This is a genomic window from Corynebacterium sp. zg254, assembly GCF_024701495.1.
Taxonomy (GTDB): domain Bacteria; phylum Actinomycetota; class Actinomycetes; order Mycobacteriales; family Mycobacteriaceae; genus Corynebacterium; species Corynebacterium zhongnanshanii.
The window spans coordinates 631,700-658,471 of the sequence record NZ_WIAR01000001.1 but is presented as its reverse complement, the minus strand read 5'-3'; the positions used below and the strand labels follow the sequence as shown (position 1 = coordinate 658,471).

Here is a 26,772-nt window from a genome sequence, read left to right as displayed (position 1 = left end):
TGGTTCCCAAATCGTTCCCAGCGGCATACGGATAGTGCAGAATACTTCTTATGTCTAAGTTCTCTGAGGTCCTTGACCAGCTCCGTGACAACCAGCCCCAAGGCAAGTACGGCATTGCCTTTGAAAAGTTGATGGTCAATTACTTCAGAACGGACCCCACACTGGCGTCCGAGTATGACCAGGTGTTCCGGTGGACGGATTGGCCGTATAACGGCGGCCGTGCTGATACCGGCATTGACCTTGTGGCCCGCCGGGCTGAGGACCAGTCCTGGACGGCGATCCAGTGCAAGTTCTACCAACCGACTACTTCTATCCAGAAGTCCCACCTGGATTCCTTCTTTGAAGCCTCCGGCCACTCCTTCGATACCGAAGAAGGAACGCAACACTTCGCACACCGTCTGGTGATTTCCACGACGGATCGTTGGTCGGCGAACGCTGAGGCTGCGCTGGCCGATCAGATTATCCCGACCAACCGTATTGGCTTGGCCTCGATTGCGGAGTCCCCAATTGACTGGGATGTGGCCTTCCCCGGCTCGGAGATTCAGATCAATTTGTCGAAGCGGGAGACGTTTAGTCCTCGCCCGCATCAGCAGGCCGCGATTGATGCCGCGATGAAAGGTTTTGAGACTCATGATCGCGGCAAGCTGATTATGGCCTGCGGTACGGGCAAGACCTTTACTGCGCTGCGTCTTGCGGAGAAGATCGCGCAGTCGAATCAGGGCCGTGCTCGTGTGCTGTTCCTCGTGCCGTCTATCGCACTGCTATCCCAAACACTCAAGGAGTGGACTGCCCAGGCTCAGGTGGACCTTCGTGCGTATGCGGTGTGTTCGGATACGAAGGTGGGCAAGAAGGCTGAGGATATTGCCTCCTACGACCTGGAGGTGCCGGTGTCGACCACGGGTGCTGATATTGCCGGGCGGATGAACCAAGGCGGTAAGCGCTTTAAGGGTCTGCATGTGGTGTTTTCCACCTACCAGTCTCTCCCAGCTGTCCATGATGCCCAGGCTGCTGGTCTGGATGAGTTTGACCTGGTCATTTGCGATGAGGCCCACCGCACCACCGGGGTGACCCTAGCCGGGGAGGATGCCTCCAACTTCGTGCGCATCCACGACGCTGACTACATCCGAGCAGCACGCCGGCTGTATATGACTGCGACGCCACGGTTGTACGACGAGACAGTGAAGTCGAAGGCGGAGCAGCATTCGGCAGAGATTGCGTCGATGGATGATGAAGCCATCTATGGCCCGGAGTTCCACCGCCTCGGTTTTGGTGAGGCTGTGGAGGCTGGCCTGCTGACTGATTACAAGGTGTTGGTGATGACGGTGGATGAGGACGTCACCGCCGGGGCCATGGCAGACATGAAAGACCACAGCCTCAACCTCTCACTGGCCTCCGCCATGATTGGGGCGTGGAATGGCCTGGCTAAACGCTCCGGTAAAGAACAAGGCACCAAGTCCGGCTTTGAGGTCGATGCGGTGCCGATGCGGCGCAGTGTGGCCTTTGCCAAGGACATCAAGACCTCCAAGGAGATCGCGGAGAACTACCCGAAGCTCATTAGCGCCTACCAGCACTCCCTGCATAAAGCAGCAACCCTGTCGGACGTGAGCCTACTCAATGCGAACTTAGCGGCTGCCTGCCAGCATGTGGATGGTGGGATGAATGCCATGGAGCGCAATGGAAGAATCTCCTGGCTGGAATCGGACATCACCACGGAACAGACCCGCATCCTCACCAACGCCCGTTGCCTCTCTGAAGGCGTAGACGTCCCAGCACTAGATGCAGTAATCTTCTTCAATCCGCGTAATTCCATGGTCGATGTGGTGCAGTCTGTCGGGCGTGTGATGCGTAAGTCTGAGGGCAAAGACTACGGCTACATCATCCTGCCGGTAGCTGTGCCACCGAACGTGTCCCCATCAGAAGCACTGCAAGATAATGCACGGTTTAAAGTGGTCTGGCAGATCCTCAACGCCCTGCGCGCCCATGATGATCGTTTCAACGCCACCGTGAACGCTCTGGCGTTAAACGACAATAACCGGGAGAGCTTGCCTATTGATGTGGAGCATGTCCCCGACCACCGCAAGGCCCTGGATAAGCTAGACCACACACCAGATAACGATTCAGACGAACGTCGGGAGATGGCCGAGCAGATCGCCCTATTCTCCTTGGAGAAGTGGCAAGAGGCTATCTACACCAAGCTGGTGGACAAGGTCGGAACGCGTACGTACTGGGAGGATTGGGCTGATGATGTAGCCTCTATCGCCCAGGCCCAAATCACCCGTATTACAGCTTTGGTGGAGAACGCAAACCCTAAGCTTCGTCGTGAGTTTGATGCGTTTGTCAAGGGCCTTCGAGGAAATTTGAATGACTCGATTACTGATGATGAAGCCATCAGCATGCTCTCCCAGCACCTGATTACCGCCCCGGTGTTCAACGCACTGTTTAGTGACAATGACTTTGCCACGCATAACCCGGTGGCTCAGGTGATGCAACGCATGGCCGATGCCCTAGCTGATGCCAACCTGGAATCCGAAACGGAACCGCTAGAAGCGTTTTACGCCACGGTGCGTAAGCGTGCGCAGGCGGTGACCAGTGCTGCGGGTAAGCAGCAGGTGATTAAGGACCTGTACGAGCGGTTCTTCCAAAAGGCTTTCAAAAAGCAGGCCGATGCCCTCGGCATTGTCTACACCCCAGTAGAAATCGTGGACTTCATCCTGCGTGCGGCCAACGACTTGTCGGTCAAGCACTTTGGTAAGGGGTTGACGGACGAAGGCGTGTGTATCCTCGACCCCTTTGCCGGGACCTCCACATTTATGGTGCGCCTGTTGCAGTCGGGGTTGATTCGGCCGGAGGATATTGCGCGCAAATATGCCGGGGAGTTGTTCGCCACCGAGATTATGCTGCTGGCCTACTACGTCTCAGCCGTCAACATTGAGACGACGTATAACGCTCTGCGGGTGGAGGAAGCACAGCGCAACGGTGAACCCGAACCAGAATATGTACCGTTTGGTGGCATTGCGTTGGCGGATACGTTCCAGATTCATGAAGACGGTGACATCCTGGACCTGACGGTGTTTAAGAACAATAATGAGCGTATCGAGCGGCAGAAGGCTGCGCCGATTAACGTCATCATCGGCAACCCGCCATACTCCGCTGGCCAGAAGAACGCCAATGATCTCAACGCGAACATGAAGTACCCCACCCTGGATGGGCGGATTGCGCAGACGTATGCCGCGAAGTCCACGGCGACTTCGCAGCGCACCTTGTATGATTCCTATTTGCGTGCGTTCCGGTGGGCCACCGACCGCATTCAAGACCAAGGCATCGTCGCCTTCGTATCCAACGGCGGATGGATTGGCGGCAACACCGGCGATGGTGTGCGCCTGTCCATGGCAGAAGACTTCACTGATGTCTACGTGTTCAATCTCCGCGGAAACGCACGAACCGCAGGTACGCAGCGCCAGAAGGAAGCTGGCAATGTTTTCGGAGCTGGAACTCGTACCAACGTCACGGTAACCATCGGTATTAAGGACCCGGCGAAGACCGGGTTTGAGCTGCACTACCGCGACATCGGCGACTACTTAAGCGCCGAGGAAAAGCTCAACATCGTGGAGACCTCCACCATTGAGTCAATCGACTGGCAGACCATTACCCCGAATGAGCAGGGTGATTGGCTGAACCAACGCACCGCCGATTTCTCCACCTGGCCTGTTCTCGGGGAGAAGAAAGCTAATTCAACCAAATTCTTTGTTAACTATTCTCTTGGGCTTGCTACTGGACGTGACGTTTGGGTCACCGCAGAGACTAAGAGCAGGTTACAGGAGAAGATTCTAAAACTTGTCTCCACGTATAGTCTTGCGAAGTCGGAATTTGAAGATTGGCATCAAGAGTCTAAGGCAACCGAGTCTACAGTCAACGAATTTCTTAAACATTTCCCTCAATTTGCGAATTTAACACACATTTCGTGGAATAGAAATTTGAAGCAAAGTTTGGCAAAGCGGAACACGATTAGCATTGATGAAAAAGGTATTACAACTGGACTTTACCGTCCTTTTAGGAAGATGTGGGTTTATTTCCATAAAGATCTGAACGCGATGACTTATCAGTTGCCGTCGATGTTCCCGACCCCGCAGCACGCCAACATCGGGTTTGTCGTAGTGAGCCCCGGAGAGAGTACCGGTACAGCAACGCTCGCCACAACGCTCCTCCCGGACTTGCACACCTTGGCTACCTCACAGTTCTTCCCGCGGTTTACCTGGGCCCCTGCCGAGGGTGGGGATGATGGTGCGTTGTTTGGGCAGGGCATCGGCAAGCTAGGTGCAGGTGAGGCCAGTGCCTATGGTGAGATTGGTGAGGTGGTGGACGGCTACGTGCGCGTGGACAACATCACTCAGGAGATTAAGGGGCTGTACTGGGAAGCGCTCGGCGTCGATATTACTGGCGATGACATCTTTCATTTCGTCTACGGCAAGCTGCATGACCCGGCTTATCGTGAGGCGTATGCGGCGGATTTGAAGAAGATGCTGCCGCACATTGAGACCCCGGCTACGCGTGAGGAGTTCGACAAGTTCGCGGCTGCCGGTGCCAAGCTCCTGGCCCTGCATGTGGGATATGAAGATGCTGAGCCATGGCCGTTGACAGTGGATGTGCGCGGTGATGAGGACGACCGGGAGACCTGGCGCGTGACCAAGATGGCCTGGGCGAAGAAGAAAGACCCTAAGACCGGCAAATCTGTCAATGATGTGACTACGTTGAAGTACAACAAGCGGGTGACCATCAGTGATATTCCGGAGGAGGCGGACCGGTACATGCTGGGTGCGCGCTCTGCGGTGGCGTGGCTGATTGACCGCTACCAGGTCAAGACCGATAAGGCCTCCGGGATTGTCAACGACCCCAACGATTGGGCCGATGAGGTGGGCAACCCGCGCTACATCGTGGACCTGGTGGGCAAGGTCGTGCGAGTGGCTATGGAGACCGTGGCGATTGTGGATGGGTTGGAGAGCGGCGTGGAGTAGCAGTGCCTATGGGCTCGAAGGCAGTTCATATTCTTAGGCGGGATGGAGCCCTGCGGCCTTGAACATCCGCAGAGCTCGCCGCTGTTTACTGCCGGACCTCCTCCGACTCCTGCGGCGCGCCATGGATGGTGTAGTACTGTCAAGACGACCAGCACTTCTGAGTCGTCACAATGTGGGATAATTGCTACATGACAGTTCTGAAGGCGATTCTAGGGGACATCACCACCCAAGATGTAGATGCAATCGTGAATGCATCGGATCATCGGATGCACGATGACGGCGGAGTGGGGGCCACTTATCAAGTTGCAGGCCCTGGTTCGCTCGAAGAGTGCAAAATTCACTTTCCTGACGGGAAAGATTCTGGAAATGCTGGCTGGACTTCAGGTTACAATCTTCCAGCCCGCTTCGTGATACATACTTCAGTGCCAAGCTATCAGGCTGGGCAAACAGACCGCACTTTGCTTGAATCTGTTTATCGGGGTTGTTTAGCTCTTGCAGATAAGCTCGGGGTCGAGTCCATCGCTTTTCCTTTGATTGGCCCCGGACTTTACGGCTGGCCGGTGGAAGATGCGCTTAATGTGGCAGTAGAAGTGCTGTCCACCAACGCTAGCAACGTCAAAGAAATAAGGATCGTCACGCAGGATCAGTTTAACCACTCGAAACTGGAACGCCAGCTTGGTCGGTTAACATGGCTTCGTTTACTACAAGGTGTCGCTGTTCTCCATCAACGGGGATTTGAAGGAGTACGCATTTACCCGGGGATGAGACCTACTGGTCTTAATTGGCAATTGTTGATTACGTCTCAAGAGTATTTTAAACCTCGAGAGCACTTTAAACCTAGGTACTCCAGCGAAAACGAATTTGTTCCCGACTGGGAAGCCCCTGCGCTGAGATACAACACTGTTGCTGGCGCTCGAGTAGGGAATGGATACGTGACCACGGCAACAACTCCTGATGAAGCTGCAGATATCATCCTTCAAGAGTTGCCACTACTCGCCAAAAAGTTCGATGACCGAGAATATGTGGTCTGGTTTGAAGGGCTGTTGGCTGTAGTCACCGGGTTAAAACGTGTGCCGATCGCACACGCCGAATATTTCGAGGAAGATGGAAAAGTCAAGATCGGGGGCGACATCTTGTTTCCCGCCCCGCCAATTCCCCCTCACCTCAGGAACTGAAGTGAGCCGCCCGCTCAAGCAGCTCCTCCACCGTAACCCGTCCATCGCGCGCAAACTCAGCATGGGCCTGCTCGCGAAGGGTTGGGTCTGCGAGGAAGTCGATGGCGACTTGGGCCAAGCCTGCAACTCGAGGTAAGTGATACCTCCGGTACAACCATGTCCGGAAGCTCGTCGATCAGTTTGGAAGATGCTGACTTCTGGGCACGCGTCAAGGTTTTCAACAAGGACTTAATCCGCCAGAGCCTCCGATTTGAGGAAGCTGATGGTCTGAAGTCCGAAGCGCTCCTGACTGTCGGCAAGAAGCTAGCCGATGCTGAGGAGAAGATTGCGGAACTGGAGTCTCAACTCGGTGGAGTACGAGAAAAGCTCAGTAAGGCTGAAGTGGCTCGTGATGTAGCGAAGGAAAATATCAATCGTCTTGGTAGGGATCTCGCGACAGACATACTCAAGCAACTCCAGGGTGCTCCAGGTATGCCTTTACGTGGCTATAACCGAACTAACGTATTGCCTCGCCTGGAGAAGCATGAAACGGATTCGACAGTTCTGCAAGACGCTTCAGAGGAACCTGTTTTGGACCGTAAGCGTGCCCTCAGCGAGGCAATGCAGCCCATCGATGCTGGTCGAGAATATTCTCCCCGAAGCACGGCGGCTGCTCGCGGAAAGCGTCGTAACTAACCGGATGATCGAACAGCTGATGGGAAGCACTGAACGCTCCAGATGGGTGCAGGAGGGCATGCGTCTTCACGAAGAACTAGATGAGTGCCTGTCCTGCGGCCATAGTCTGACCCAGGAACGTCGCGACGCCCTCAACGTGCACTTCGATGAATCTGTCAAGAATCTTCAGGTTGATTTCGACTAACTGGGGTTGCCCGCAAATTGTGGACACGTTGTTAAGCGGCTTGTTGGTTAAGCTGCTGCTTTTCGTTGCTGATCCGGCTTTCGAATTCTACGGGGGTAATCATCCCGATCTTGGAGTGCCGTCTATTGCGGTTGTAGACCACCTCGATCCATCGGGCCACAGCCTTACAAGCTTCGTCGTGGCTGGCCCATTTTCTCCGGTCATAGAACTGAAGTTTTTAGGGTCGACCAGAATGACTCTGCCATCGCGTTATCGAAACACACCCCAGTACGGCCTACCGACTGGGCAATCTCAAACTCCTGGCACACTTTCCACAGCTGATCACTGGTGAACTTAAGTGCCACGATCAGCATGGAACACCAATCCGTCAGGCACCTCTCCACGCAGCGTATAAGCCATACGCAGGGCACGTTCGACCAGATGAGTATCTTGAACACAATCCATTGCCCAGCCGATGACCCTGCGGGAATGGCCATCACGAATAACACATAATTACAACCAACCCTCATGGGTGCGAAGATAGGTGATATCCGACATCCACACCCGATTGAGCTCCCCTGGATCAAACTCACGTTTTACCAGGTCAGGCAACGAAGATTTACGAGCTGACTCAATGGTTGTAACCGGAACAAAGGCCCTCGGTGAAATCTCTTCAATCCCCATCGCACGCATACGCTTTGCCACGGTCTTACGGTTAGCCGCCACACCACGATCATGCAGCTCAGCAGTGACTCGTGGGGACCCATAAACGTCATCGGAATCTTTCCAGATGGAATAGATCTGCTGGTCAAGGTCGGTGAGGAAGCTGGTACGCCGATCTTTACCTGCACGTTTGGCTGCGTGCACTGTAGCCCGCTTGTAGTACCCAGATCGGGACACGCCCAAAAGGCGTGCCATTGGCTTGATGCTGTAGGTCGCCTTCTCCTGCCACATTAGTTCGAACTTTTCTGCTCGCGTTGCTTCGCAGCGAAGAAGGTGGTGGCTTTCGATAAAAATCCGAGCCTATGTGTTCTCGCTCGACTTTGACCCACCTACCAAGCAATCCGGCCGGAACACCGAGTTCTTCAGCAACACGGGCTATCGGCCTTTCAGACTCGATGACAAGTCGAGCCGCCTCTCTCCGGTATTCCGGAGTGTACTTCTTCCTCTGCTGCTTACTCACAATGAACATCCTCTCCTACGGACACAAAAATCCGTACTAATCGGGTGTCCACTACTCGAGGGTAACCTCACAATCGGATCTTGATGCGTTGGGGTGGAAGCTCAATCCGAATGTTGTGTTGGTGGCATTGAACTTTGCGGAACGCGACGAACACACACAATCAGCAACAGCGGATGTGCCATTTCATGCGTTCCATGAGGAGACATCTTCTACCTCGGATCAGAGATTGCGCGATGCCTGCTGTGGCACTCCACTGTGGGGCGGATACCTTACAGACCTAGTGAAGTTCGTGGATGACCAACTCACCGCAGTGAGGAACTCTAAGTCAGCCCCAATCAAGAAGATGCTCAATGATGGGGTGTTCCGCCTCATGCAGATTCGCGGTCTAGCTGATGAAGTCAGTCAGTTGGGCGCGCATGATCCCGTGATCGTCTCGTTAGGTAACGACGTCTATCAAAGCCTTAGCCGCCTAGATTCCCTGGAGATGCTGCGCGACAGTCTGGGCTTGGGTACCCGTGTCCTGCGGATCACGCACTACTCCAAAGCTGCGGGCATTCGACGCTCCAGGTTGAGCCTCTCGGGGGTAATTCTGCACAAAATGTGCAGAATCGAACGTTACCTGTCTAGTATTGGCCTATGTTGCTTTCACTTGCGGTGGAGAACTACCGCTCATTCGGAGAAGAATTCGTCCTGGACATGCAAAGGCGTGAGTTCAAGACGCTTCGTCCTAGCAAGGGTGAGTCATGGCAATCTCAGACGCTACGACGAGCAGCACTGCTGGGGCCCAACGCAGCAGGCAAGTCCAATGCTTTGAAACCACTTCACCTCTTGAAGCGTGCAGTCCAGCATTCATTAAGTAATCCCGAGACTCTCAAGACGCTCTATGATCCGCACAAGCAACACATGGGAGAACCGGCGTCTTTTCACGTTGAGTTCGTCCAAGATGGCATTCGCTATCTGTGGTTCTTAGAATTGGACGCCACGGGCATTCTCCGAGAGGAACTTGATGCCGTGGTCAACTCTCGCTGGTCAAAGGCTTTCCGTAGGAACGGTAGCGACGTTGAGTTTGGTCAGAGCATGAAGATTCCGAGTGCGTCGAAAGAGAATATCCGTGCTTTCATGCGACCCACCGCCCTGGTTCTCAGTGCGTGGACAACTATCAAAGATAAGGGTCAGCTCTCGGGTGCGCTGGAGTGGTGGGCAAAGGTTCTTCCACTCATTGAGAGCAACGACATGGATCAGGCCCATAGGCACCAGTGGACCATTGAGCTTTCGCAAAAATTTCCATCACTGCTGAAAACTCTAAGCCAGACCATTCGTGCAGCTGACGTGGGTGTCCAGCAGCTTAGCATTCACGAGCAGGCGCCGGATGCTGTGGCGAAGTTCGTTGTGGACTTTGGAGTTGAACCTGAACAGGTGGCACTAGTGGAGCGCCTTGATCCTGATGACGTTGAGGAGCTATTTAAGTACTTTGTATTTCACCATTCGGGCCGTAAGGGTAGTTTCGAGCTTCCTGAATTGGAAGAGTCGGCGGGAACACGTGCGTGGATAGACCTGGCTACACCAGCGTTGTTTGCCCTTGCTATTGGCGGCATTCTATCCGTGGATGAGCTTGATAGTTCCCTGCACCCCTTTTTGGTCCGCGAAATTATCGGTTTGTTTGCCGATACAGAGCTGAATCCTCATGGCGCACAGTTGCTGTTTAGTACCCATGATTCGACGTTGTTGGGCCGCCATCCGGAGGAGCCAATGGAGCGTAGTGAATTGTGGATCATCGAAAAGACAGATTCGGAGTCCGAACTGATCGCGCTCGATGAATTTCCCACCCGGCCAAACCACAATTTGGAGAAGCAATATCTGCAAGGAGCATTCGGTGCGGTGCCAATTGCACAGACTATATCCATGGCGAATGCCATCGACGAGCTCAGGAAATCAATAGCACAGGGGCGATAGAAGATGGCCAGCAAAAGATCGCGGAGGAGAAGACCTCAAGGGTCTCGTCGCACGAAATCGACTGTCCTTATTGTGTGCCAGGGGCACAAAAATGTAACTGAAAAAGAGTATTTCAACCAGTTGAAAAGTCACTATCGCATGGGGTCAATTCACATTATCGGTGAATCGGATTCTTCACCGGAAAAGATTGTTTCTGCGACAGACTGGGTGCGTCAAAATGATAAGAACGCTCCGTTTGCTCGAGTCTTCTATGTCGTGGATGTTGATGACTCTTCAGAAGCTCAGTTTAATCAAGGATTTAAGAAGGCGCGACAGGCATCGACTGGGGAAACTGCTTGCAGCTTCGTAGTTTCTAACGAGGCTTTTGACGCGTGGCTTCTCGCGCACTTTGAGGATCTTCATGGGAGAACGATCTCGAGGGGTTCAGTGTCGGCAAAACTCAAGACGCTCGGTGTGCTTCGAGGGACAAAGGGGAAGAATATCGACCCGAAGTTCCCAGTTGCCGAACATGAGAAAGCCCGAAAGAACATTGAGGTCATAGAGTTTAACCAGGTTGGTAAATCGACAGCTAGTGCTGTTCCACATCTATTAGATGAGCTTTTTGGGCTACTTGGACGCTGAGCTATTCTAATTTTTTGGCCCAGCTGAGCTGCGATTGGGGTACCGCGGACTAAAGTCCGAGCTCTTCCTTCACGCGCTGCTTGTTTTCTTTCGTATTGGCCTTCAGGCCAGTCAACACCTCTTCGATGTCTTCGTCCGTGGGAGTCCGCTTGAGTCCGTGAACATACTTCAACTCAATGAACTGAACTGCCTTCTCTACCGGCGTGGCATTGGGGTCAAAAAAAGCCTTCATTAGTGCACTTTCTTCTGCGTCGGGCGCCTATGGCTCAGGCGCTTCATGACCTACGCCTTAACCCTACCTGACCTACCCCCACTTACCCCTCACACTTAACAACGAACATGATTCGGAGTTAGGCTAGGCTGAACTCATGTTCATTAGTCACCGTCAATGTCACCGAGGAATCACGTGTCTCATCAGCAAGCTGCCAACTCCCGCCTCACCACCCGCGACCTCATCAACGCCGGCATCTTCTCCGCCCTCTATTTCGTGGTCACCTTCGCCACGGGCATGGTAGGCTTCGCCGGCCCACAGTTCATGTTCGTGGGCTGGATCATCGGCGCCATCGCCAACGGCATCGTGCTGGCACTCTACGTCGCACGCACACCAAAGTTCGGCGCGCTTGCCCTCGTCGGCGGCATCAATGGCCTGGGCTTCATGCTCACCGGCCACTACGTTTGGACGTTCCTGGGCTGCCTCCTCCTCGGCCTCATCGCCGACCTCATCATCACCAAGACCACCCTCGCCATCAACAAAGCATTCCCACTCGCATACGCCGTGTTCTGCACCTGGGTCGCCATGCCCTTCATCCCGCTGATCCTGGACACCACCTCCTACTACACAGACATCGCAGACCAGATGGGGCAGCAGTACGCAGACGCCATGTCGAACATCTTCCAACCATGGACCATCGGCGCCCTCGCGATCGGCGCGCTGGTCGTCGGATTCATTGGCGGAATCATCGGCGTCAAAGTCAGCCGCACGCACTTCGAAAGCGCTGGCCTGCTGTGACGACCACCCACGCGGGCACGCACCAGCGCACCCAATCACCTGCACACAAGCCCACCCCAACCCTCGCATCCGCCCGCACCCACCTAGACCCCCGCACCACACTCCTGGCCGTCTTCCTCATCAACGCCACCGCTCTCAGCTACGGCCACCTACCCACCCTTGTCCTCTGCATCGCCTTCACCGCCTTCGCCCTCGCAACCATCACACCCCGCTACGGCCTTTTCGCCCTCACCACATTTTCCTTCTTCTACCTGGGCTATTGGGCCCTGCTCCACCTGCCCCCATCACAACTCTTCGCCTTCACCGCCGCGATGTTCCTCTGGTTCGCCCGCTTCACCATCAGCATGTCCATCGGCGCCTTCGCCCTGCTCACCCTCACCCCGTCCACCCTGAACTCCGCCCTGCGCCGCATGCGCCTGCCCGCCTGGGCAACCATCCCGCCGGTCGTCTTCCTGCGCGTTCTGCCCATCATCGCCACCGAAGCCCGCGCCATCCGCGACGCGATGTGCCTGCGCGGTCTGCAACCCGGCCTCCTGCGCTGGGTCACGCGCCCCGCGCACTCCTCGGCGATGCTCATCATCCCCCTGCTCGCGGCCGTGGTCCGCGCCGGCGACGAGCTCGCCTCCTCCGCCCTCATCCGCGGCCTCGGCGGGCCTGCGCACCCGTCCACTGCCGTCCCCTTGTCCTTTAAATTATCCGACGCCGCCTCTCTCCTCGCCCTGCTCCTCATCCTCCTGTCGGTGTGCGTGCCCATGGGGGTGTGGCACTGATGACCGAAGTGCACGGCCCACACAGCGAGACCCAGACCAGCATCGAGGCCCGCGACCTCACCTATACCTATTCACTCGGCACGCGCCGCGGCGACTGTGGAGTCCAGGACCTGACCTTCAGCGTGGAATCTGGCCAGTGCCTGCTGGTCACGGGGGATTCCGGCTCAGGCAAATCCACCCTGGTGAAGCTCTTGAACGGTCTCATCCCGCACTTTCACCCCGGCGAGCTGTCCGGGGAACTCACCATCACCCAGGGCAGTGTGAGCTTCGCGCCGTCGCAGCAGCCACTCTCACGGGCCATCGAAGTCAGCGCCTCCGTGTTCCAGAACCCACGCACTCAATTCTTCACCGAGAGCGTGGATGCGGAACTCGCCTTCGGACTCGAGAACCTCGGCATGGATCCCGAGCACATCGAGCGCAGGGTCCAGGAAGCCGTCCGTGTGCTCGGCATCGAGCATCTGCGCGGCCGCAGATTGGCACACCTCTCCGGCGGCCAGTTGCAGACAGTGGCCTGCGCCTGCGCGCTGGTAGCACCCGGTGGTCTGATCCTCTTCGACGAACCCACCTCCAACCTCTCCGCAGACAGCATCGACACGCTAGCCAACGTCATCAAGCGCCTGAAACAATTGGGCAAGACCATCGTGATTGCCGAGCATCGCCTGTTCTTTGTGCACGGCATCGCCGACCATGTCCTGTACTTGCACAACGGAAAAGTTGCGCGCCGCTTCACAGCAGCCGAGTTCTTCGCTCTGGACGAGCCACAGCGCCAGCAGCTGGGCCTGCGCAGCCTGCAACGCGAACCGGTCCCAGCACTACCCGCGCCAGCACACCCTGCGTCTCCTGGGGCTCTAGCTCACGCTCACCCCGAGCCTCCCGGCCCTCTAGCTCACGCTCACCCCGAGCCTCCCGGCCCTCCAGCTCACGCGCACCCCGAGATTCCTGCGCAGGAGCAGCCGGGCGCAAAGCCTCACAGCTTGAGCACCGCCCGCGGCCTCGAGCTGCACAACGTGCGCTTTGCCTACGGCACGCACGAAGTCATCACCATCGACCACGCGCACTTTCCCCGCGGCGAGGTCACCGCACTCATCGGGCCCAACGGCTCCGGAAAGACCACGCTGGCCCGGCTCATCTGCGGCCTCGCCTCACCTCAGCGCGGCGGTGAGATCCGCCTGGATGGGCGAGGTAGGGCGGCGGGGGAGCGGCGTCGGACATCCTGCATGGTCATGCAGGACGTCGGACGCCAACTCTTCGCAGCAACGGTCACGGAGGAAGTCACGCTGGGGCTCGACACACAGGCTCGCGAGCAGGTCGATGTGCCCGCAATCCTGCGCGCGGTGGAACTAGACCACGTGGCGACGCGCCACCCGCAGTCGCTGTCCGGCGGGCAACGGCAGCGGCTTGCCATCGCCACGGCTCAGGCGGAGAAAGCGCAGGTGTACGTGTTCGATGAACCCACCTCCGGTGTGGGCTGGCGGCACATGCAATCCATCTCCGCGCTGCTGCGCACGCTGGCGGAGACCGGGGCGGTGGTCATCGTCATCACGCACGACCACGAGTTCATCAGGGAAGCGGCGACCCGGATTGTCGACATGGCCGCGGTGAATAAGGCAGTTGGCGGCGCTGGACCCGGCGCTGGACCGGCTGGCGCCGCACCAGCTGGCGGCAGCGCCGGACCAGCATCGAAGCAAGCCGCACCGGAGCAACCAGCCCACAGACATAAGAGAATCGAGAAAACCTTGTCTCACAGCACAGAAGAACTAGAAGAATCACAAGCCCCGCGAGAACCCGCACGCGCCGCGGACTCCCGCGCGAAGCTCAAAGCCGGACAAGCCGCCCTGAAAAAGCTGCTCGCTCCCGTGCAGCCGATCATCTATTGCGCGCAGTTCCTGGCGCTGGTGTCCTCGGTGCTGGCTGTCGCACCCTACGTCGCGCTGGTTGCGCTGGGCAGCGCGCTATTCGACGGGGACACCGAACGCATCCGAACCATCGCCCAATGGGTCATCACCGCGTTCTTGGGCCAGCTGTTCCTGTACTTCCTGGCGCTGCTCATCACGCATCTTGCGGATGTGAAGCTGGTGGGGATCAACCGCCGCCGCATTGTGGCGGCGCTGTCCCAGGCGCCGCTGTCCTGGTTTGGACAGACCAACTCCGGCAGGGTGCGCAAGGCCGTGGAAGATGACACGCTCACGCTACACACCCTCACCGCGCACGCGCCCGTGGAGCAGGTCGCCGCGATTGTCACCCCGCTGTCCCTGGTGACCTACGCCTTCATCCTGGATTGGCGCCTGGGGCTGCTCGCCATCGCTACTGTGCCTATCTACCTGGCCATTCAGGCCTATTCCATGAAGGACATGGGCACCAAGACCGCGGAGATGGACAACTACCTGGGCAAGGTTTCGGCCACGGCGGTTGAGTTCGCCGAGGGCATCTCCGTGGTCAAAGCCTTCGGCACTGTGGGCAAGGCCCATGGCCGCTACCGGGACGCCGCCGCCCGCTTCGCCGACTTCTACTACGAGTGGGTCAAGCCACTGTTGCGCGTCAGCGCCCTGTCCGAGTCCGTCATCGCCGTCCCCGTCCTACTGCTCATCAACGTCGGCGCAGGCTCCCTGCTGGTGGCCTCGGGCACGGTCACGGTGGCAGAGGCCATCGCCACCACGCTGATTGCCCTGGTCATCCCCGGAACCATCCAGACCATCGGCATGATGATGTGGTCCTACCAACTCGCCGGCAACGCGGCCCTGCGCCTCGACGAAGTCATGAACCTCACCCCGGTCGTGGAGGGAACCCGCGAGCTCGACCCACGCAACCGCGATGTCACCGCTGCCTTCCACGATGTCTCCTTTTCCTACGACGCCAACTCGCCCGTCCTGCGCAACTTCACCCTGACCCTGGAGCCCGGCACCGTCACCGCGTTGATTGGGCCGTCCGGCTCCGGAAAGTCTACCGCCGCCACGATGCTGGCGCGCTTCCAAAATCCGGACTCGGGGCACATCACCATCGATGGTGTGGATATCCGCGAGCTGTCTTTTGCCAGCCTGTACCGCACCGTGGCGTTTGTGCTGCAAGACCCGCATCTGGTGCGCATGAGCATCCGGGACAACATCCGCTTGAACAGGCCGAATGTCTCCGATGACGAGGTCTGGGCCGCCGCGGATGCCGCCCGCATCGCGGACGACATCCGCGCTCTCCCCGCCGGCCTGGACACCGTGGTGGGCGAGGGCACGTCCCTGTCCGGTGGACAGCAGCAGCGCATCTCCATCGCGCGGGCGATTGTGGCGGATACTCCGATCCTGATTCTTGACGAGGCCACCGCCGCCACGGACCCCGATAGCGAAGCGGAGATCCAGGCCGCGCTGACCAGACTGGTGGCCGGTAAGACGGTGCTGGTCATTGCCCACAAACCAGAGTCCATCAAGGGTGCAGACCAGGTCATCGAGTTGGAGCCTGTGACCTCCGGCGCTGTGAGCGCCGGTGCTCACAGCTCCAGTGCCCCCACCTCCGGCATTAGCAGCTCCAGTGCTCCCAACCCACGCGCCCCAAAGGAGTCCACCAATGTCTAACGCAACGCACGCTTCGGCGTCGAATACAACACGTCTACGCGACCCCTTCCTGATTCGCAGCCTGGCCACGCTGCAGAGCTCTACGGGCCATCGCCTGAGCAGGCGCTTCATGGCGCTATCGCTGCTGGTCGGCCTGCTGGATGGCCTGGCTGTGCTCACCCTGGTGCCGCTGACCAGCGCGTTGGTAGAACACCAGCCCATCGCCGGGTGGCTGTGGGCGCTGGCAGGGATCGCCGTGGCGGCGTTCGTGCTGCGGTTTTTCGCGACGATGGCGTCCTATCACACGGCCCTGGACTTCATCCGGACGGCGCATCGCGTGGTGGGCGACAAGCTGGCCACGTTGCCGCTGGGATGGTTCGGGCCCACGCAGACCGGCGGGCTGTCCCGGCTGGTCTCGGACCGGTTTATGGCTGCGGCTGAGGTGGTGTCCCACATGCAGGGGACCATCTTCCGCGATGGCGCTGCGCTGCTGACGCTGCTGGTCGGCGCGTGGATCTGGAATCCGCGGCTGGGTCTTGTGTTCCTGGTTATTGCCCCCGTGGCGCTGGGCGTGATGCACCTGGCGAGGTGGATTCGCGAGGAGGCTTCCGACCGTGCGTTGCCGAGCTCCAAGGAGCTGTCCAACCGGATTGTCGAGTTTGCTAGCCACCAGCCGGCGCTTCGGGCCGCCGGGCGATCCGAGGGCTTCGAGCCGCTGCAGCAGGCGCTGGCCGCCGACCATAAGGCCCGGCTGCGTGAGCTGTGGCAGTCCACGTTCGCGCTGCTGCTCAATGGGGTAGTGGTGCAGGCGTTCGTGGTGGCGCTGATTACGGCTGCGGCGGGGCTGGCCATCGACGGGACGCTTTCGCCGCTGGAGACTCTGGCGATCATTGGTATTAGCTTGCGCTTTACTCGCTCGCTGGAGCAGGTTGGTTCGGCTTATGTGGGCTTGGATGTGGGGCGCGTGGTGATCGCGGAAACCACGGCGATCACTGGCGCCGAGTCCTTGCCGGAGCCGGCCGAGCCGGTGCGTGGCGACGGCTCTGGCAGCGTGGAGCTGCGTGATGTGACGTTTGGCTACTCTGATACGCCAGTGTTGCGCGACGTGAGTTTTATCGCCCGCCCCGGCACCGTCACCGCGATTGTGGGGCCGTCCGGGTCCGGTAAGACCACCATCGCGCGGCTGATCTCGCGGTTCTGGGATGTGGATTCGGGCGCGGTGCTGGTCGATGGGGTGGACATTCGCCAGCTCGGCACCGAGCAGCTCATGTCTCGGCTGTCCATGGTGTTTCAGGATGTGTACCTGTTCGACGACTCCCTGATTGCCAACATCCGCGTTGGCCGACCCGACGCTTCGGACGCAGACGTCTACCGCGCCGCCGACCTTGCCGGCGTGACCTCCATTGCCGAGCGGCTTGGGTGGGATACACCCGTCGGCGAAGGCGGCCGCTTGCTGTCCGGCGGCGAGCGCCAGCGCGTTTCCGTCGCCCGCGCGCTGCTCAAGCAAGCGCCGATCGTGCTGTTCGACGAAGCCACCTCCGCACTGGACGCCGAAAACGAAGCGAACGTGCTCGCCTCCATGGAGGCCCTGCGCGCGCAGTCCACCTTTATCGTGATCGCGCACAAGCTGGATACCATCCGCACCGCTGATCGAATTATTGTCCTCGACGCCGAAGGTCACGTCACCCAGGCCGGCACCCACGATGAGCTCTATGGCGTGCCGGGCGTGTATCAGCACTTCTGGAAGCGCCGCGAGGCCGCCCGCGGCTGGGCGCTGGGCGCCAGTGAGTGACGGGCGTTCGTGTGAGCACCGCACTCACGAGCACGCGCCGCGCGTGCGCGCATAGCGTTCACGGTGCGCGCCGGCCATCGTGGGCGGGCGCTGCCAGGCACCGCCGCGCGTGCGCGCATAGCGCTCACGGTGCGCGCCGGTCATCGCTGGCGGGCGCTGCCAGGCACCGCCGCGCGTGCGCGCATAGCGCTCACGGTGCGCGCCGGTCATCGCTGGCGGGCGCTGCCAGGCACCGCCCGCGTGCGCAGTCGCTACCATGGCTCCTATGACACCAGCCGGAAACCGCACGGGCCCGAAGCCTCGCTTTGGTGAAAGCGACGCCGTCCACGCAGCACTGGAGCTGGGCCTGGACACGTTCACGTTGGCGAGTGTTGCGAGGCGTCTGAACGTGGGCACGTCCTCGTTGTATCGGGTGATTTCCTCCCGCGAGGATCTGGTGACGATGTGCCTCCGGCACATCATCGACCATATGCAGTGGAGCCCCGAGGTCGCTGCCTGGGACAGGCAGCTCCTCGAGGCGTCGGACAGCATCTGGGATCTGATGGAGCAGTACCCTGGGCTGGACCACACGCTCATCAACTCACCCGGCGCGGCCCTGCACTTCCAAGACTTCTTCCAGAAGCAAGCATCACGCCTGGTCGACGGTGGTTTCCCCGGCGACCATTCCCGGATCGAGTTCGCGCTGGACTTCATCCTGGACACCACCATCTCAACGCACTACCAGCTGGTGGCTGTGCGCAGAAACTTCGATAGCATGAAGGCTGCCGCCGGCGAGCACACCGAGTTCTTCACCCCGGAAGACTCCTGGTTGGACCGCGGCTGGCTGGACCGCAAACTCCAGTTCATCATCGCGGGCCTGAAGGCCGGGCTAGATCAGCAGCGGTAGTGCAATCGAGGCAGCCACCACCAGCACAATCAGTCCCAAGAACACCGTGCCCTGCCTGCTGGCGTAGTTGAAATCCACACCAGCGCCAAAGCGCTTATCCACAAAGACCGCGGGGTTCGGCGGCGATCAGCGCCACCACGCTCACCAGGCTCACCGCAATGAGGGAGGTGAAGGCTGCGGGAAGCCAGGCGTCGAATCCAGGTAATACGGTCGCAACCTGCAGGACGGCCACGGCGGCGATCAACCTAACGCCCAGCCAGCCCGACGCGATATTCGTGGCCGACCGACTTCGCACCCCACGAGTCCGGCCTCATCGACGTGCCCCAGTGCGTGGGGACGGTGTCCGGGATGGTGTCCCAATCGCGCGCGACGATCAGCACGGACACCGCGATCGCCAGCAGACCGCCGAGCAGCGGTATCCACGGGAAGCTTGGGGTGGGAAGTCCCTCAAAGTTCGGGTGAGTGCTGGCCTTCGTTGCAGTGCTGGTAGCGACATGTGCGGTGCTTCTTGTCCAGCTTCTTTGCCTAGCTTTCTTGTCTAGCTTTCTTGCCTAGTGCCAAGCCACTCCAATAGAACGGTCCATCACCTCTCTAAACGGTCCATCACCTCTCTAAACGGGGCACCGCATTTGGTGAGGCAGGAAGTGCGCTCAAACTGTAGTGATTTCGTCGAAATCACTGCAGTTTCACCGCACATGCTGCCACAGGAGTTGCGCTCCTATTGCACCACCCATCTCTCAAGCCTTTGACCTGCGGTTTTGTGAAGTATTTGATTGAGGGTGCACAAAGCTCGCGCGGGCACAAAGCTAGGGCACGTCACGCCTTTGCATTGTCGCAGCGCCTTGCACGAGAGCCCAGAAAGCTGGCGCACGCAAGCTCTCGCATTGTCGAAGTGTGCTGCGCGAGGGCTCGTAAAGCTGACACGTGGAATAGTTCATGCTGACGTGCGTTGCTCTGAGTGGGCGCTTGACTAGTACCTGACTAGCGCTTGACTGTACTTGGTCAATGCATAGCTCACGCCTGGACAGCGCCTGACCAGCGCTTGACCAGCACCAGACCCCAGCGCCGGACCATCGTGAGAAGGCTGCAGTTGAACGCGGGCCGGCGTCGGATAGACATTCATGAAGCCCTGCACGCGAAACAACACAACACACAGGAAAGGAACCTATGCAGAACATCGGAATCATTGGCAGCGGAGCAATCGGCGAGGCAGTCGCGCGGCTGGCCGTGCAGGCCGGCATGTCTGTGACGATCGCCAACTCGCGCGGCCCGGAGTCTCTGCGGGAGCTGGTTCAAGAGCTCGGCGAGAATGCGCACGCCGGCACCGTCGAGGACGCCGCCGGCTACTCTGACCTGGTTGTTCTCGCCGTGCCGCTGTCTGCGTACACGGCCCTGCCGGTGGAGGCGCTGCGGGGCAAGCTGGTGGTGTCGACGGGTAACTACTACCCGCACCGCGACGGGCGCATCGCCGCGCTCGACTCCCTGGAGCAGACCACCGCCGAGTATGAAAAATCGTTGCTGCCAGGTGTGACGATCGTCAAGGCGTTCAATAACATCCTCGCGCACCATATTCCTGCGCTCGCCCATTCCACGCCGCGCACCGCGTTGCCCCTTTTTTCCGACGACGCCGCCGCGCATCAGAAAACCTCCCACCTTGTCCAGGCTCTTGGCTTCGACACCGTCAACGGCGGAGGTCTGGGGGAGTCCTGGAAGACCGAGCCGGAGTCTGGTGGATATACCCAGACTTATGCTGCGGATAAGGAAGGCTTCGCGGAGAACTTTTTTGAAGATCCGGGTCGGGTAGTTACCGCGGACGAGTTGCAGGGCGTGCTGGATACTTCCCAGCGCGCCGATGTGGCCGCGCGCCAGTTCTAGCCGCGCTGCAGTTCTAGCTGTGCGTGCGCATGGCTTTCTTCCCAGCACTGGACTTCTCTTTCTCCGCGGCAGCGCGTCAGTTCTAACCGCGCGGCAATTCTGGTCGCGCGTGCGCTTGTAGCCACCGCGCTTCCCTTTCTCCCCAGCACTGGACTTCTCTTTCTCCCCACCACCACGCTGTCCAGCACCGCACTCCGCTTCTTGCCCAGCAGCGCGTTGCCCAGCACCGCACTCCGCTTCTTGCCCAGCAGCGCGTTGCCCAGCACCGCACTCCGCTTCTTGCCCAGCAGCGCGTTGCCCAGCACCGCACTCCGCTTCTTGCCCAGCAGCGCGTTGCCTAGTACTGCACTCCACTTCTTGCCCAGCAGCGCGTTGCCTAGTACTGCACTCCACTTCTTGCCCAGCACCACGCCGCATCTTTCTTCCCAGCTTCCTCTGCGTAGCTCTACGCTGCCCATTTAGACGGCCCACCACCTCTCTGAACGGGGCACCGCATTTCGTGAGGCAGGAAGTGCGCTCAAACTGCAGTGATTTCGCCGAAATCACTGCTGTTTCACCGCACATGCTGTCGCAGCAGTTGCGCTCATATTGCGCCCCTATCTCTCAAGCTTGTGACCTGCGGTTTTGTGAAGTTTCCGAATGAGGGCGCACAAAGCTTGCGCACAAAGCTTGCGCGGGCACAAAGCTCGAGCCCGCCAAGCCTGCACAAACCCACAACCTCACACACCCCCAAACACCTTTGTGACCCTCACCATATTCGCCTCGAAACACGCTGGTTATCGCCCTTGAGCACCCGGGAGTATAGTAATTGCGGTGCGCACCAGTTGGAGAATATTTACTCGTGATATTGCTCGCCTTGGCCGTACTGCGAAGGCGTGGATCATCATCATTGGCGTCTTGATTACACCCGCTTTGTACTCCTGGGTGAATATCAAGGCTTTTTGGGATCCGTACGGCGCTACGTCGAATATTGCCGTGGCGGTGGTGAATGAGGATGCTGGCGCGCAGACGGATGTCACGGGCCGGGTGAATGTGGGCGCACAGGTGGTTCGTCAGCTGCAGGATAATGATCAGCTGGGCTGGCAGTTTGTGAGTTCTCGCCAGGCTGAGCGCGCCTTGGAGCGTGGGGATGTGTTCGCCAGTATCACTATTCCGAAGGATTTTAGTTCGGATCTTGTGGGCATCCTGGATGGTAGGTTTTCGCAGCCCCAGCTGGTGTACCGGGTGAATGAGAAGATCAGTGCTATTGGCCCGAAGATTACGGATACGGGTGCGAATAAGCTGACTGAGCAGATTGATGCGTCGTTTAAGGAGCAGGTCGCCACTGCCGCGACGTCTGCTGTGCGTGGGGAGGGCAAGGAAATTGATGCGCGCTTGTCTCACGCCCGTGATCGTAGTGAGCGTTCACTGGGTAATACGGCTCATGCGCTGGCCGAGTCACGTGCGCGGGTGGAGTCTGCTCGTTCTGCGTTGGCGGGGTCGCGGGGTTCTATCGATCGTGTCGACGCCGGGCTTCTCGATGCTACCGCCGTTGTGGATGACGCCAAGGCTGTCTTGAGCGAGGTTCAACAGCTTGCGGAGGAGGCGCAGGCGTTGACGGGGGAGTATAGCGAGGCGTCGGCTAGTTCTATTGTGGATGGCACTGCGGCGTTGGCCCAGGGCACCGCTCAGGCCCGCGGCACGGCCGCGGAGCTGAGCGCCGCCCTGGGTGCTGCCGGTGGCCAGGCCGAGCGGCTCCACGGCCGCGCGTCCGCGGCCGTGGATGCCGGGGAGGAGTCTCTGCGTCAGTTGCGCGGGCTGCTCAATTCCGATGGTTTGAGTCCTGGTGTTGCCGGCACGCTGCGCGATGCTTTGGCCGGTGTGGAGGCGGCGAATGGTCGCAGCCGCAGTCTTGTGAATCAGTTGGATACTCTGGCGGCCGATACTCAGCAGGCGGCCAAGGAGTTGGATTCCGCAGCGGACGCCGTCGCCACTGCTGGTCAGGACACTCACGACCTCGCGAAGACACTGCAGGGCACGGTCAGCTCCGCGGTGCCTCAGCTGAACCGCGCGATGTCTGCCGTGAGTGCGCGGGCTGGCGCCTTCGCCGCCACGCTGGACACCCGGAAGGCCCAGGTGGAGGAGGGCAGGCAATTGCTCAAGGGTATTGGCGCGCAGATGGATGCGGCGGATCGCACGTTGGCGAGCTTCGGTGAGGACCTTGAGGGGCTGCGCGCGGGCGTCGAAGGGACTCGGAGGGATCTGGTGACCTTGACTGCGGGCACCACTCCGGATGCGTTGAGCACGATCACGGGGTTGAATTCGCAGGAGATCGGGCATTTCTTCGCGGATCCTGTGGAGGTGAAGAGCGAGGCGGTGTACCCCGTGGGGTCGTACGGATCGGCGATGGCGGCGCTGTTTATTAACTTGTCGTTGTGGATCGGGGCGTTCATGCTCATGGTGATTTTCCGCGTGGAGGTGGACCGCGAGGGCTTCGACCGCATCAGCGTGGGGCAGGCGTACCTGGGGCGCTTTTTGCTGCTGGCGATGATTGTGATCGCGCAGGCGGTTGTGGTGACGGTCGGCTCGCTGGTGATCGGGGTGAATACGGTCAACGCGCCGATGTTTGTGCTGACTGGAGTGCTCGTGGGGCTGGCGTATTTGAGCATTATTTATGCGCTGTCGTCTGCGCTGGGGCATCTGGGGCGCGGCCTGGCGATCATGCTGGTGATCCTGCAGATCCCCGGTGCGTCAGGTCTGTATCCCATCGAGATGATGCCGGACTTCTTCCGCGCGCTGTACCCGCTGCTGCCGTTCTCCTACGGCATTGATGCGATGCGCGAGACCATCGGCGGCTTCTACAGCTACCATTACATGCAGTACTTGGGTGTGCTGGCGCTGATGTTCGTGGCGGCCTTCGCGGTGGGTGTGATGGGCCGGCGCGGACTGTCGCACTTCAACCTGCTGTTCAACCGGGATCTGGCGCGCACCGAGTTCATCAACGCTGAGCGCGTGCAAATCGTCGGCGATGGCTACCGCATCGCCGACGTCCTGCGCGCGCTCCAAGGGCCGGAGGCCCTGGCCGCCGACCTGGAGCGGCGCCACCACAACTACCGGCGCTGGATCCGGTACATCGCGTGGCTGGGTCTCGCGGGCATGGTGGTGCTCGGGTTTGTGGCGTGGGCGGTGCCGACTCAGAAGCCGTTGCTGCTGGGCATCTGGACCGCATGGTCGATGCTGCTCATTGCCGTGACTTTGGTGTTGGAGTACATCCGCCAGTCCGTGGCGCAGTCCACGGAGCTGGTGCATCGGGATCAGGATTCGCTGCAGCACTCTGTGATGGCGCGCGGTGAAGGTATTCACACGGAAGGACCCAACGCATGAAGCACGCACTAGAGGTGTTCCGCACGGACCTGCGTCACGCGCGCAACAGCGTGATGGCCTCCATCGTTCTGTTCGGCCTGGTGGTCATTCCGCTGTTGTTCACGTGGTTCAACGTGCTCGCCACGCTCAACCCTTTCGATAACACCAGCCACCTCAAAGTGGCTGTGGCCAGCAAGGACACTGGCTACACCAGCGACATTGTCCCGATCCCGCTGAACGTCGGCGAGAAGGTCCTCTCCACGCTCCGCGCGAACGATCGTCTGGATTGGGTTGTCACAGACCCCGAGGATGCCCTCGATGGCGCACACTCCGGCGAGTATTACGCTGCGATTATCCTGCCGGAGTCCTTCAGCTCGGACATGATGACCTTTTACACCGGCGGCTCCCACTCGACGGACATCACGCTCTACACCAACGAGAAGAAGAATCCGCTCGCGCCGAAGATCACCGATCAGGGGGCCGAGGGCGTGTCGTCCCAGATCGCGGAGTCCTTCAGCCACACCCTTGGTGAGGTTTCGTTGAGCCTCGTGTCCAATCTGAACGAGTTTGTGCAATCTGGGGACACCCAGCAGGCGCTGGATCGGGTGGAGCAGCGGACGGCGTCGACTCAACAGCAGTTGGCCAGCAGCGCCCGCACGGCCCGCTCCCTGTCTGACTTGGTCGGCTCGACGGCGCCTCTGCTGGATAGTGCGCAGGCGATCCTGAACCGGCCGACCCCGGAGATTCCGCCCGCCGCCGACCCGATCAATGTGCCTACCGATGCCCTCGATGCCGCCCTCACCCGCACCGCCGAGAGCTACTCCGCCGTGCGCGATCGCGTCGCTGACCTGCAGCGTACTGCCGATTCCGCCCGCCAGACACGCGGCGAGGCGCTGACCGTCGTCGCCGATCAGGTGCGTGACAACGTTGACGCGTTCCGGCGTGTCCGTGATTCCCTCGACGCCGCCCTCAACCTCACGAACGGACAGCCCGCGGGGCAGATAATCGGCGAACTGGATAGGGCGATTGCTGCGCAGGAGGCTGTGGAGGCGCGGCTGCGTGCGGCGGTGCCTCGCGGTGAGATCAGCAAGCCGGAGCTGGATAGCCTGGACAGCGCGCGTGATTCGATCGCTGCGCTGCGCGAGTCTGATCTGCGTGCGAAGGTGCAGCAGCTGCAGGATTCCCTGGGGAACCTGCGCGGTACGTTGAGCGGCCTGGATACCAGCGTGGACCTGAACACGGACGGCCTGCGGCGCGCTCAAGATAGCGCCGCCAGCTTGGCGGAAACCCTGGAGGGCCATGCGAACACCTTGGGTGACCTGCGGCGGGAGATTTCCCGCGCCCGGAACACCGGTGATTTTTCCAAGCTGAGCCAACTGGCCGGCGCGGATCCGGAGGCCCTGGCCACGGCTCTGGCGGCGCCGGTGGGTGTGGACCGGCAGGCCGTGTATCCGGTGCCGAGCTTCGGCGCGGGCATGGCGCCGCTGTACACCACTCTGGCGCTGTGGGTGGGGGCGCTGCTGTGCGCGGTGTTCTTGCGCACGGACGCGTCCGTGGGCGCCGAGCGCCCCATCGCTACCTACTTCGGACGCTTTGGCATCTTCGCGCTGTTGGGCGCAGCGCAGTCCACGCTGGTCAGCCTGGGTCTGCTATTCTTCGTCCAGATTGAGCCGGCGCACCCTGTGCTTCTGGTGCTGGCCTCCTGGGTGGTTTCTGCGGTGTTCATGTTCCTGGTCTATGCGCTGGTCGCGGCGCTGGCGAACGCCGGCAAGGCCCTGGCGGTGCTGTTGCTGGTGATCCAGATTTCCAGTTCCGGCGGCGCCTATCCGTTGCAGCTGCTGCCCGAGTGGTTCCAGAACATCAGCCCCTGGCTGCCGGCAACGTATGCGATCCGCGCTTACCGCGCGGCCATTGCCGGCACCTACCACGGCGATTACTGGCTGTCTCTGTTGGCGCTGTTGGCGTTCGTGCTGCCGGCGCTGCTGCTGGGCACGGTGCTGCGCAAGCCGCTGGCTGCCTACACCACGAAGCTGAACTCCGCGCTGGAGTCCACCAAGCTGATGTAGACCCAGCTAGCACAATCCCAGCTCAGGACTGCAGCCAGTCCTCATCATCGTCCTCGTCGTCGTCCACCTCGTTTCAGATGAAGCCACCATCCGGATCGAATGGGAGGCAAGGGATCCGCAACTTTCTCAGGCTCCACCGGCTCCACGGGCTCAACAAGCTCCCGTTGAGCTATCTCTTTCAGAGCCAGCTCCACGATCATCTCCCACGGAATATGCTGTCGAACAAACTTGCTCTGGCTGCGCCGCGGCACCGTCAAAGCCTCGTCCGCCACCCGCTTGAGGAGATCCTTATCCACGCCCAGAGCCTCGGCAATCCACATCAGGCCCTCCGGGCTTTGCAGCCGGTTGTACGTCTTCCGCGCCGACAAATTCGGAGTCTGACGAGTGTACGATCCACTGCCGTGCGTGCTCTGCGCCGTAAACCAGCTCGTCATATGGTCCTGCTGCGAATCCCACCAGCCCTTCTCGCCCGAGGCAGCCTCCATAGCCTCCGTAATTGGCGCCTCGCGAGGCAGCTCCCACAGAAGCTGAGCGAACGCTAGCACATTAATATCACTCACAGCCGTTCCTTTCCTTCACTGGACAAATGTATGCGCACACTATACCTGCCAGCCCATACACCCCAGATTCATGGCGTGGGGCGGCGGGGCGAGAGGCTGGGCGTCGGATTAATATGGGCGACGGGGGCACACGGCGCGGAACCTAGCGCGC

Annotated in this window: 21 protein-coding genes and 1 pseudogene; 15 read left to right on the top strand and 7 right to left on the bottom strand. The window is 59.7% G+C overall.

Annotated features, from left to right (window positions below; translation table 11 throughout):
- Nucleotides 1–50: 50 nt before the first annotated feature.
- From GC425_RS03005 to GC425_RS02985, 5 genes are all read left to right on the top strand, one after another.
- Nucleotides 51–5,012 carry a DEAD/DEAH box helicase gene (locus tag GC425_RS03005; RefSeq protein WP_257821892.1) on the top strand — a complete coding sequence of 1,654 codons (4,962 nt, stop codon included), beginning with the start codon at nucleotides 51–53 and terminating at the stop codon, nucleotides 5,010–5,012.
- 188 nt (nucleotides 5,013–5,200) lie between these two features.
- Entirely contained in the window at nucleotides 5,201–6,187 is a 987-nt protein-coding gene (locus tag GC425_RS03000) for a macro domain-containing protein (protein WP_151843872.1), read from the top strand.
- Between the two features lies 1 nt (nucleotide 6,188).
- Nucleotides 6,189–6,323 (top strand): hypothetical protein, encoded by a 135-nt coding sequence (locus tag GC425_RS02995; RefSeq protein WP_255441081.1) that lies wholly within the window; start codon nucleotides 6,189–6,191, stop codon nucleotides 6,321–6,323.
- Between the two features lie 20 nt (nucleotides 6,324–6,343).
- Nucleotides 6,344–6,862, top strand: a complete 519-nt coding sequence (locus GC425_RS02990) for a hypothetical protein (RefSeq protein WP_192930350.1) — start codon at nucleotides 6,344–6,346, stop codon at nucleotides 6,860–6,862.
- The gene (locus GC425_RS02985) at nucleotides 6,801–7,046 is read left to right on the top strand and encodes an AAA family ATPase (RefSeq protein WP_192930351.1); all 246 of its coding nucleotides are present in this window, start codon (nucleotides 6,801–6,803) and stop codon (nucleotides 7,044–7,046) included. Before GC425_RS02990 ends, GC425_RS02985 begins: the two co-directional genes overlap by 62 nt.
- A gap of 31 nt (nucleotides 7,047–7,077) precedes the next feature.
- Here the strand turns inward: GC425_RS02985 and GC425_RS02980 are convergent.
- Nucleotides 7,078–8,217: pseudogene (locus tag GC425_RS02980) on the bottom strand (IS3 family transposase).
- A 627-nt stretch (nucleotides 8,218–8,844) separates the two neighbouring features.
- Here GC425_RS02980 and GC425_RS02975 point away from each other — a divergent pair.
- The gene (locus GC425_RS02975) at nucleotides 8,845–10,161 is read left to right on the top strand and encodes an ATP/GTP-binding protein (protein WP_151843874.1); all 1,317 of its coding nucleotides are present in this window, start codon (nucleotides 8,845–8,847) and stop codon (nucleotides 10,159–10,161) included.
- Between the two features lie 3 nt (nucleotides 10,162–10,164).
- Nucleotides 10,165–10,782 (top strand): RloB family protein, encoded by a 618-nt coding sequence (locus tag GC425_RS02970; RefSeq protein WP_151843875.1) that lies wholly within the window; start codon nucleotides 10,165–10,167, stop codon nucleotides 10,780–10,782.
- Between the two features lie 49 nt (nucleotides 10,783–10,831).
- Here the strand turns inward: GC425_RS02970 and GC425_RS02965 are convergent, their stop codons facing one another.
- Nucleotides 10,832–11,014 (bottom strand): hypothetical protein, encoded by a 183-nt coding sequence (locus GC425_RS02965; protein WP_151843876.1) that lies wholly within the window; start codon nucleotides 11,012–11,014, stop codon nucleotides 10,832–10,834.
- A 174-nt stretch (nucleotides 11,015–11,188) separates the two neighbouring features.
- Here GC425_RS02965 and GC425_RS02960 point away from each other — a divergent pair, with 174 nt between their 5' ends.
- The 5 genes from GC425_RS02960 (at nucleotide 11,189) to GC425_RS02940 (ending at nucleotide 18,778) form a co-directional block, all read left to right on the top strand.
- Complete coding sequence (locus GC425_RS02960) at nucleotides 11,189–11,791, top strand: MptD family putative ECF transporter S component (protein WP_225723474.1); 603 nt, start codon at nucleotides 11,189–11,191, stop codon at nucleotides 11,789–11,791.
- The gene (locus tag GC425_RS02955; protein ID WP_231699677.1) at nucleotides 11,788–12,561 is read left to right on the top strand and encodes an energy-coupling factor transporter transmembrane protein EcfT; all 774 of its coding nucleotides are present in this window, start codon (nucleotides 11,788–11,790) and stop codon (nucleotides 12,559–12,561) included. The genes GC425_RS02960 and GC425_RS02955 overlap by 4 nt, the downstream gene beginning before the upstream one ends.
- Nucleotides 12,561–16,121 (top strand): energy-coupling factor transporter ATPase, encoded by a 3,561-nt coding sequence (locus GC425_RS02950; RefSeq protein WP_231699678.1) that lies wholly within the window; start codon nucleotides 12,561–12,563, stop codon nucleotides 16,119–16,121. Before GC425_RS02955 ends, GC425_RS02950 begins: the two co-directional genes overlap by 1 nt.
- On the top strand, nucleotides 16,114–17,892 hold the full coding sequence (locus GC425_RS02945) for an ABC transporter ATP-binding protein (protein ID WP_151843879.1): 1,779 nt from the start codon (nucleotides 16,114–16,116) through the stop codon (nucleotides 17,890–17,892). The genes GC425_RS02950 and GC425_RS02945 overlap by 8 nt, the downstream gene beginning before the upstream one ends.
- 265 nt (nucleotides 17,893–18,157) lie before the next feature.
- Nucleotides 18,158–18,778, top strand: a complete 621-nt coding sequence (locus tag GC425_RS02940) for a TetR/AcrR family transcriptional regulator (protein ID WP_151843880.1) — start codon at nucleotides 18,158–18,160, stop codon at nucleotides 18,776–18,778.
- Here GC425_RS02940 and GC425_RS09945 read toward each other — a convergent pair.
- Genes GC425_RS09945 through GC425_RS02930 form a run of 3 tightly spaced genes read right to left on the bottom strand, consistent with a single transcriptional unit; the run spans nucleotide 18,761 to nucleotide 19,158 of the window.
- Entirely contained in the window at nucleotides 18,761–18,880 is a 120-nt protein-coding gene (locus GC425_RS09945) for a hypothetical protein (protein ID WP_374707625.1), read from the bottom strand. The two genes, GC425_RS02940 and GC425_RS09945, sit on opposite strands and share 18 nt — an antisense overlap.
- A complete protein-coding gene (locus tag GC425_RS02935; RefSeq protein ID WP_151843881.1) occupies nucleotides 18,873–19,073 on the bottom strand; it encodes a hypothetical protein in 201 nt (66 codons plus the stop codon). The genes GC425_RS09945 and GC425_RS02935 overlap by 8 nt, the downstream gene beginning before the upstream one ends.
- The gene (locus GC425_RS02930; protein ID WP_257821876.1) at nucleotides 19,024–19,158 is read right to left on the bottom strand and encodes a DUF1648 domain-containing protein; all 135 of its coding nucleotides are present in this window, start codon (nucleotides 19,156–19,158) and stop codon (nucleotides 19,024–19,026) included. Before GC425_RS02930 ends, GC425_RS02935 begins: the two co-directional genes overlap by 50 nt.
- 787 nt (nucleotides 19,159–19,945) lie before the next feature.
- Between GC425_RS02930 and GC425_RS02925 the strand changes: the two genes are divergently transcribed.
- Complete coding sequence (locus tag GC425_RS02925) at nucleotides 19,946–20,653, top strand: NADPH-dependent F420 reductase (protein WP_257821874.1); 708 nt, start codon at nucleotides 19,946–19,948, stop codon at nucleotides 20,651–20,653.
- Here GC425_RS02925 and GC425_RS02920 read toward each other — a convergent pair.
- Nucleotides 20,650–21,111 (bottom strand): hypothetical protein, encoded by a 462-nt coding sequence (locus GC425_RS02920; RefSeq protein ID WP_151843883.1) that lies wholly within the window; start codon nucleotides 21,109–21,111, stop codon nucleotides 20,650–20,652. The two genes, GC425_RS02925 and GC425_RS02920, sit on opposite strands and share 4 nt — an antisense overlap.
- 355 nt (nucleotides 21,112–21,466) lie before the next feature.
- Between GC425_RS02920 and GC425_RS02915 the strand changes: the two genes are divergently transcribed.
- Together GC425_RS02915 and GC425_RS02910 are read left to right on the top strand one after the other, a co-directional pair.
- Nucleotides 21,467–24,016: a YhgE/Pip domain-containing protein gene (locus GC425_RS02915; RefSeq protein ID WP_151843884.1), complete on the top strand. Its 2,550-nt coding sequence runs from the start codon at nucleotides 21,467–21,469 to the stop codon at nucleotides 24,014–24,016.
- Entirely contained in the window at nucleotides 24,013–26,061 is a 2,049-nt protein-coding gene (locus tag GC425_RS02910) for a YhgE/Pip domain-containing protein (RefSeq protein ID WP_151843885.1), read from the top strand. The genes GC425_RS02915 and GC425_RS02910 overlap by 4 nt, the downstream gene beginning before the upstream one ends.
- 44 nt (nucleotides 26,062–26,105) lie before the next feature.
- On the opposite strand, the gene GC425_RS02905 is transcribed toward GC425_RS02910, so the two are convergent.
- The gene (locus tag GC425_RS02905) at nucleotides 26,106–26,621 is read right to left on the bottom strand and encodes a hypothetical protein (protein ID WP_151843886.1); all 516 of its coding nucleotides are present in this window, start codon (nucleotides 26,619–26,621) and stop codon (nucleotides 26,106–26,108) included.
- Nucleotides 26,622–26,772: the final 151 nt, after the last annotated feature.

Excerpts from the sequence above, each read along its gene's own strand:
- GC425_RS03000 (WP_151843872.1), top strand. The coding sequence starts at position 5,201 with ATGACAGTTCTGAAGGCGATTCTAGGGGACATCACCACCCAAGATGTA.
- GC425_RS02945 (WP_151843879.1), top strand. The coding sequence starts at position 16,114 with ATGTCTAACGCAACGCACGCTTCGGCGTCGAATACAACACGTCTACGC.
- GC425_RS02965 (WP_151843876.1), bottom strand. The coding sequence starts at position 11,014 with ATGAAGGCTTTTTTTGACCCCAATGCCACGCCGGTAGAGAAGGCAGTT.
- GC425_RS02975 (WP_151843874.1), top strand. The coding sequence starts at position 8,845 with ATGTTGCTTTCACTTGCGGTGGAGAACTACCGCTCATTCGGAGAAGAA.
- GC425_RS02910 (WP_151843885.1), top strand. The coding sequence starts at position 24,013 with ATGAAGCACGCACTAGAGGTGTTCCGCACGGACCTGCGTCACGCGCGC.
- GC425_RS02985 (WP_192930351.1), top strand. The coding sequence starts at position 6,801 with ATGCTGGTCGAGAATATTCTCCCCGAAGCACGGCGGCTGCTCGCGGAA.
- GC425_RS02920 (WP_151843883.1), bottom strand. The coding sequence starts at position 21,111 with ATGGGCAGCGTAGAGCTACGCAGAGGAAGCTGGGAAGAAAGATGCGGC.
- GC425_RS02990 (WP_192930350.1), top strand. The coding sequence starts at position 6,344 with ATGTCCGGAAGCTCGTCGATCAGTTTGGAAGATGCTGACTTCTGGGCA.
- GC425_RS02970 (WP_151843875.1), top strand. The coding sequence starts at position 10,165 with ATGGCCAGCAAAAGATCGCGGAGGAGAAGACCTCAAGGGTCTCGTCGC.
- GC425_RS02940 (WP_151843880.1), top strand. The coding sequence starts at position 18,158 with ATGACACCAGCCGGAAACCGCACGGGCCCGAAGCCTCGCTTTGGTGAA.
- GC425_RS02925 (WP_257821874.1), top strand. The coding sequence starts at position 19,946 with ATGCAGAACATCGGAATCATTGGCAGCGGAGCAATCGGCGAGGCAGTC.
- GC425_RS03005 (WP_257821892.1), top strand. The coding sequence starts at position 51 with ATGTCTAAGTTCTCTGAGGTCCTTGACCAGCTCCGTGACAACCAGCCC.
- GC425_RS02950 (WP_231699678.1), top strand. The coding sequence starts at position 12,561 with ATGACCGAAGTGCACGGCCCACACAGCGAGACCCAGACCAGCATCGAG.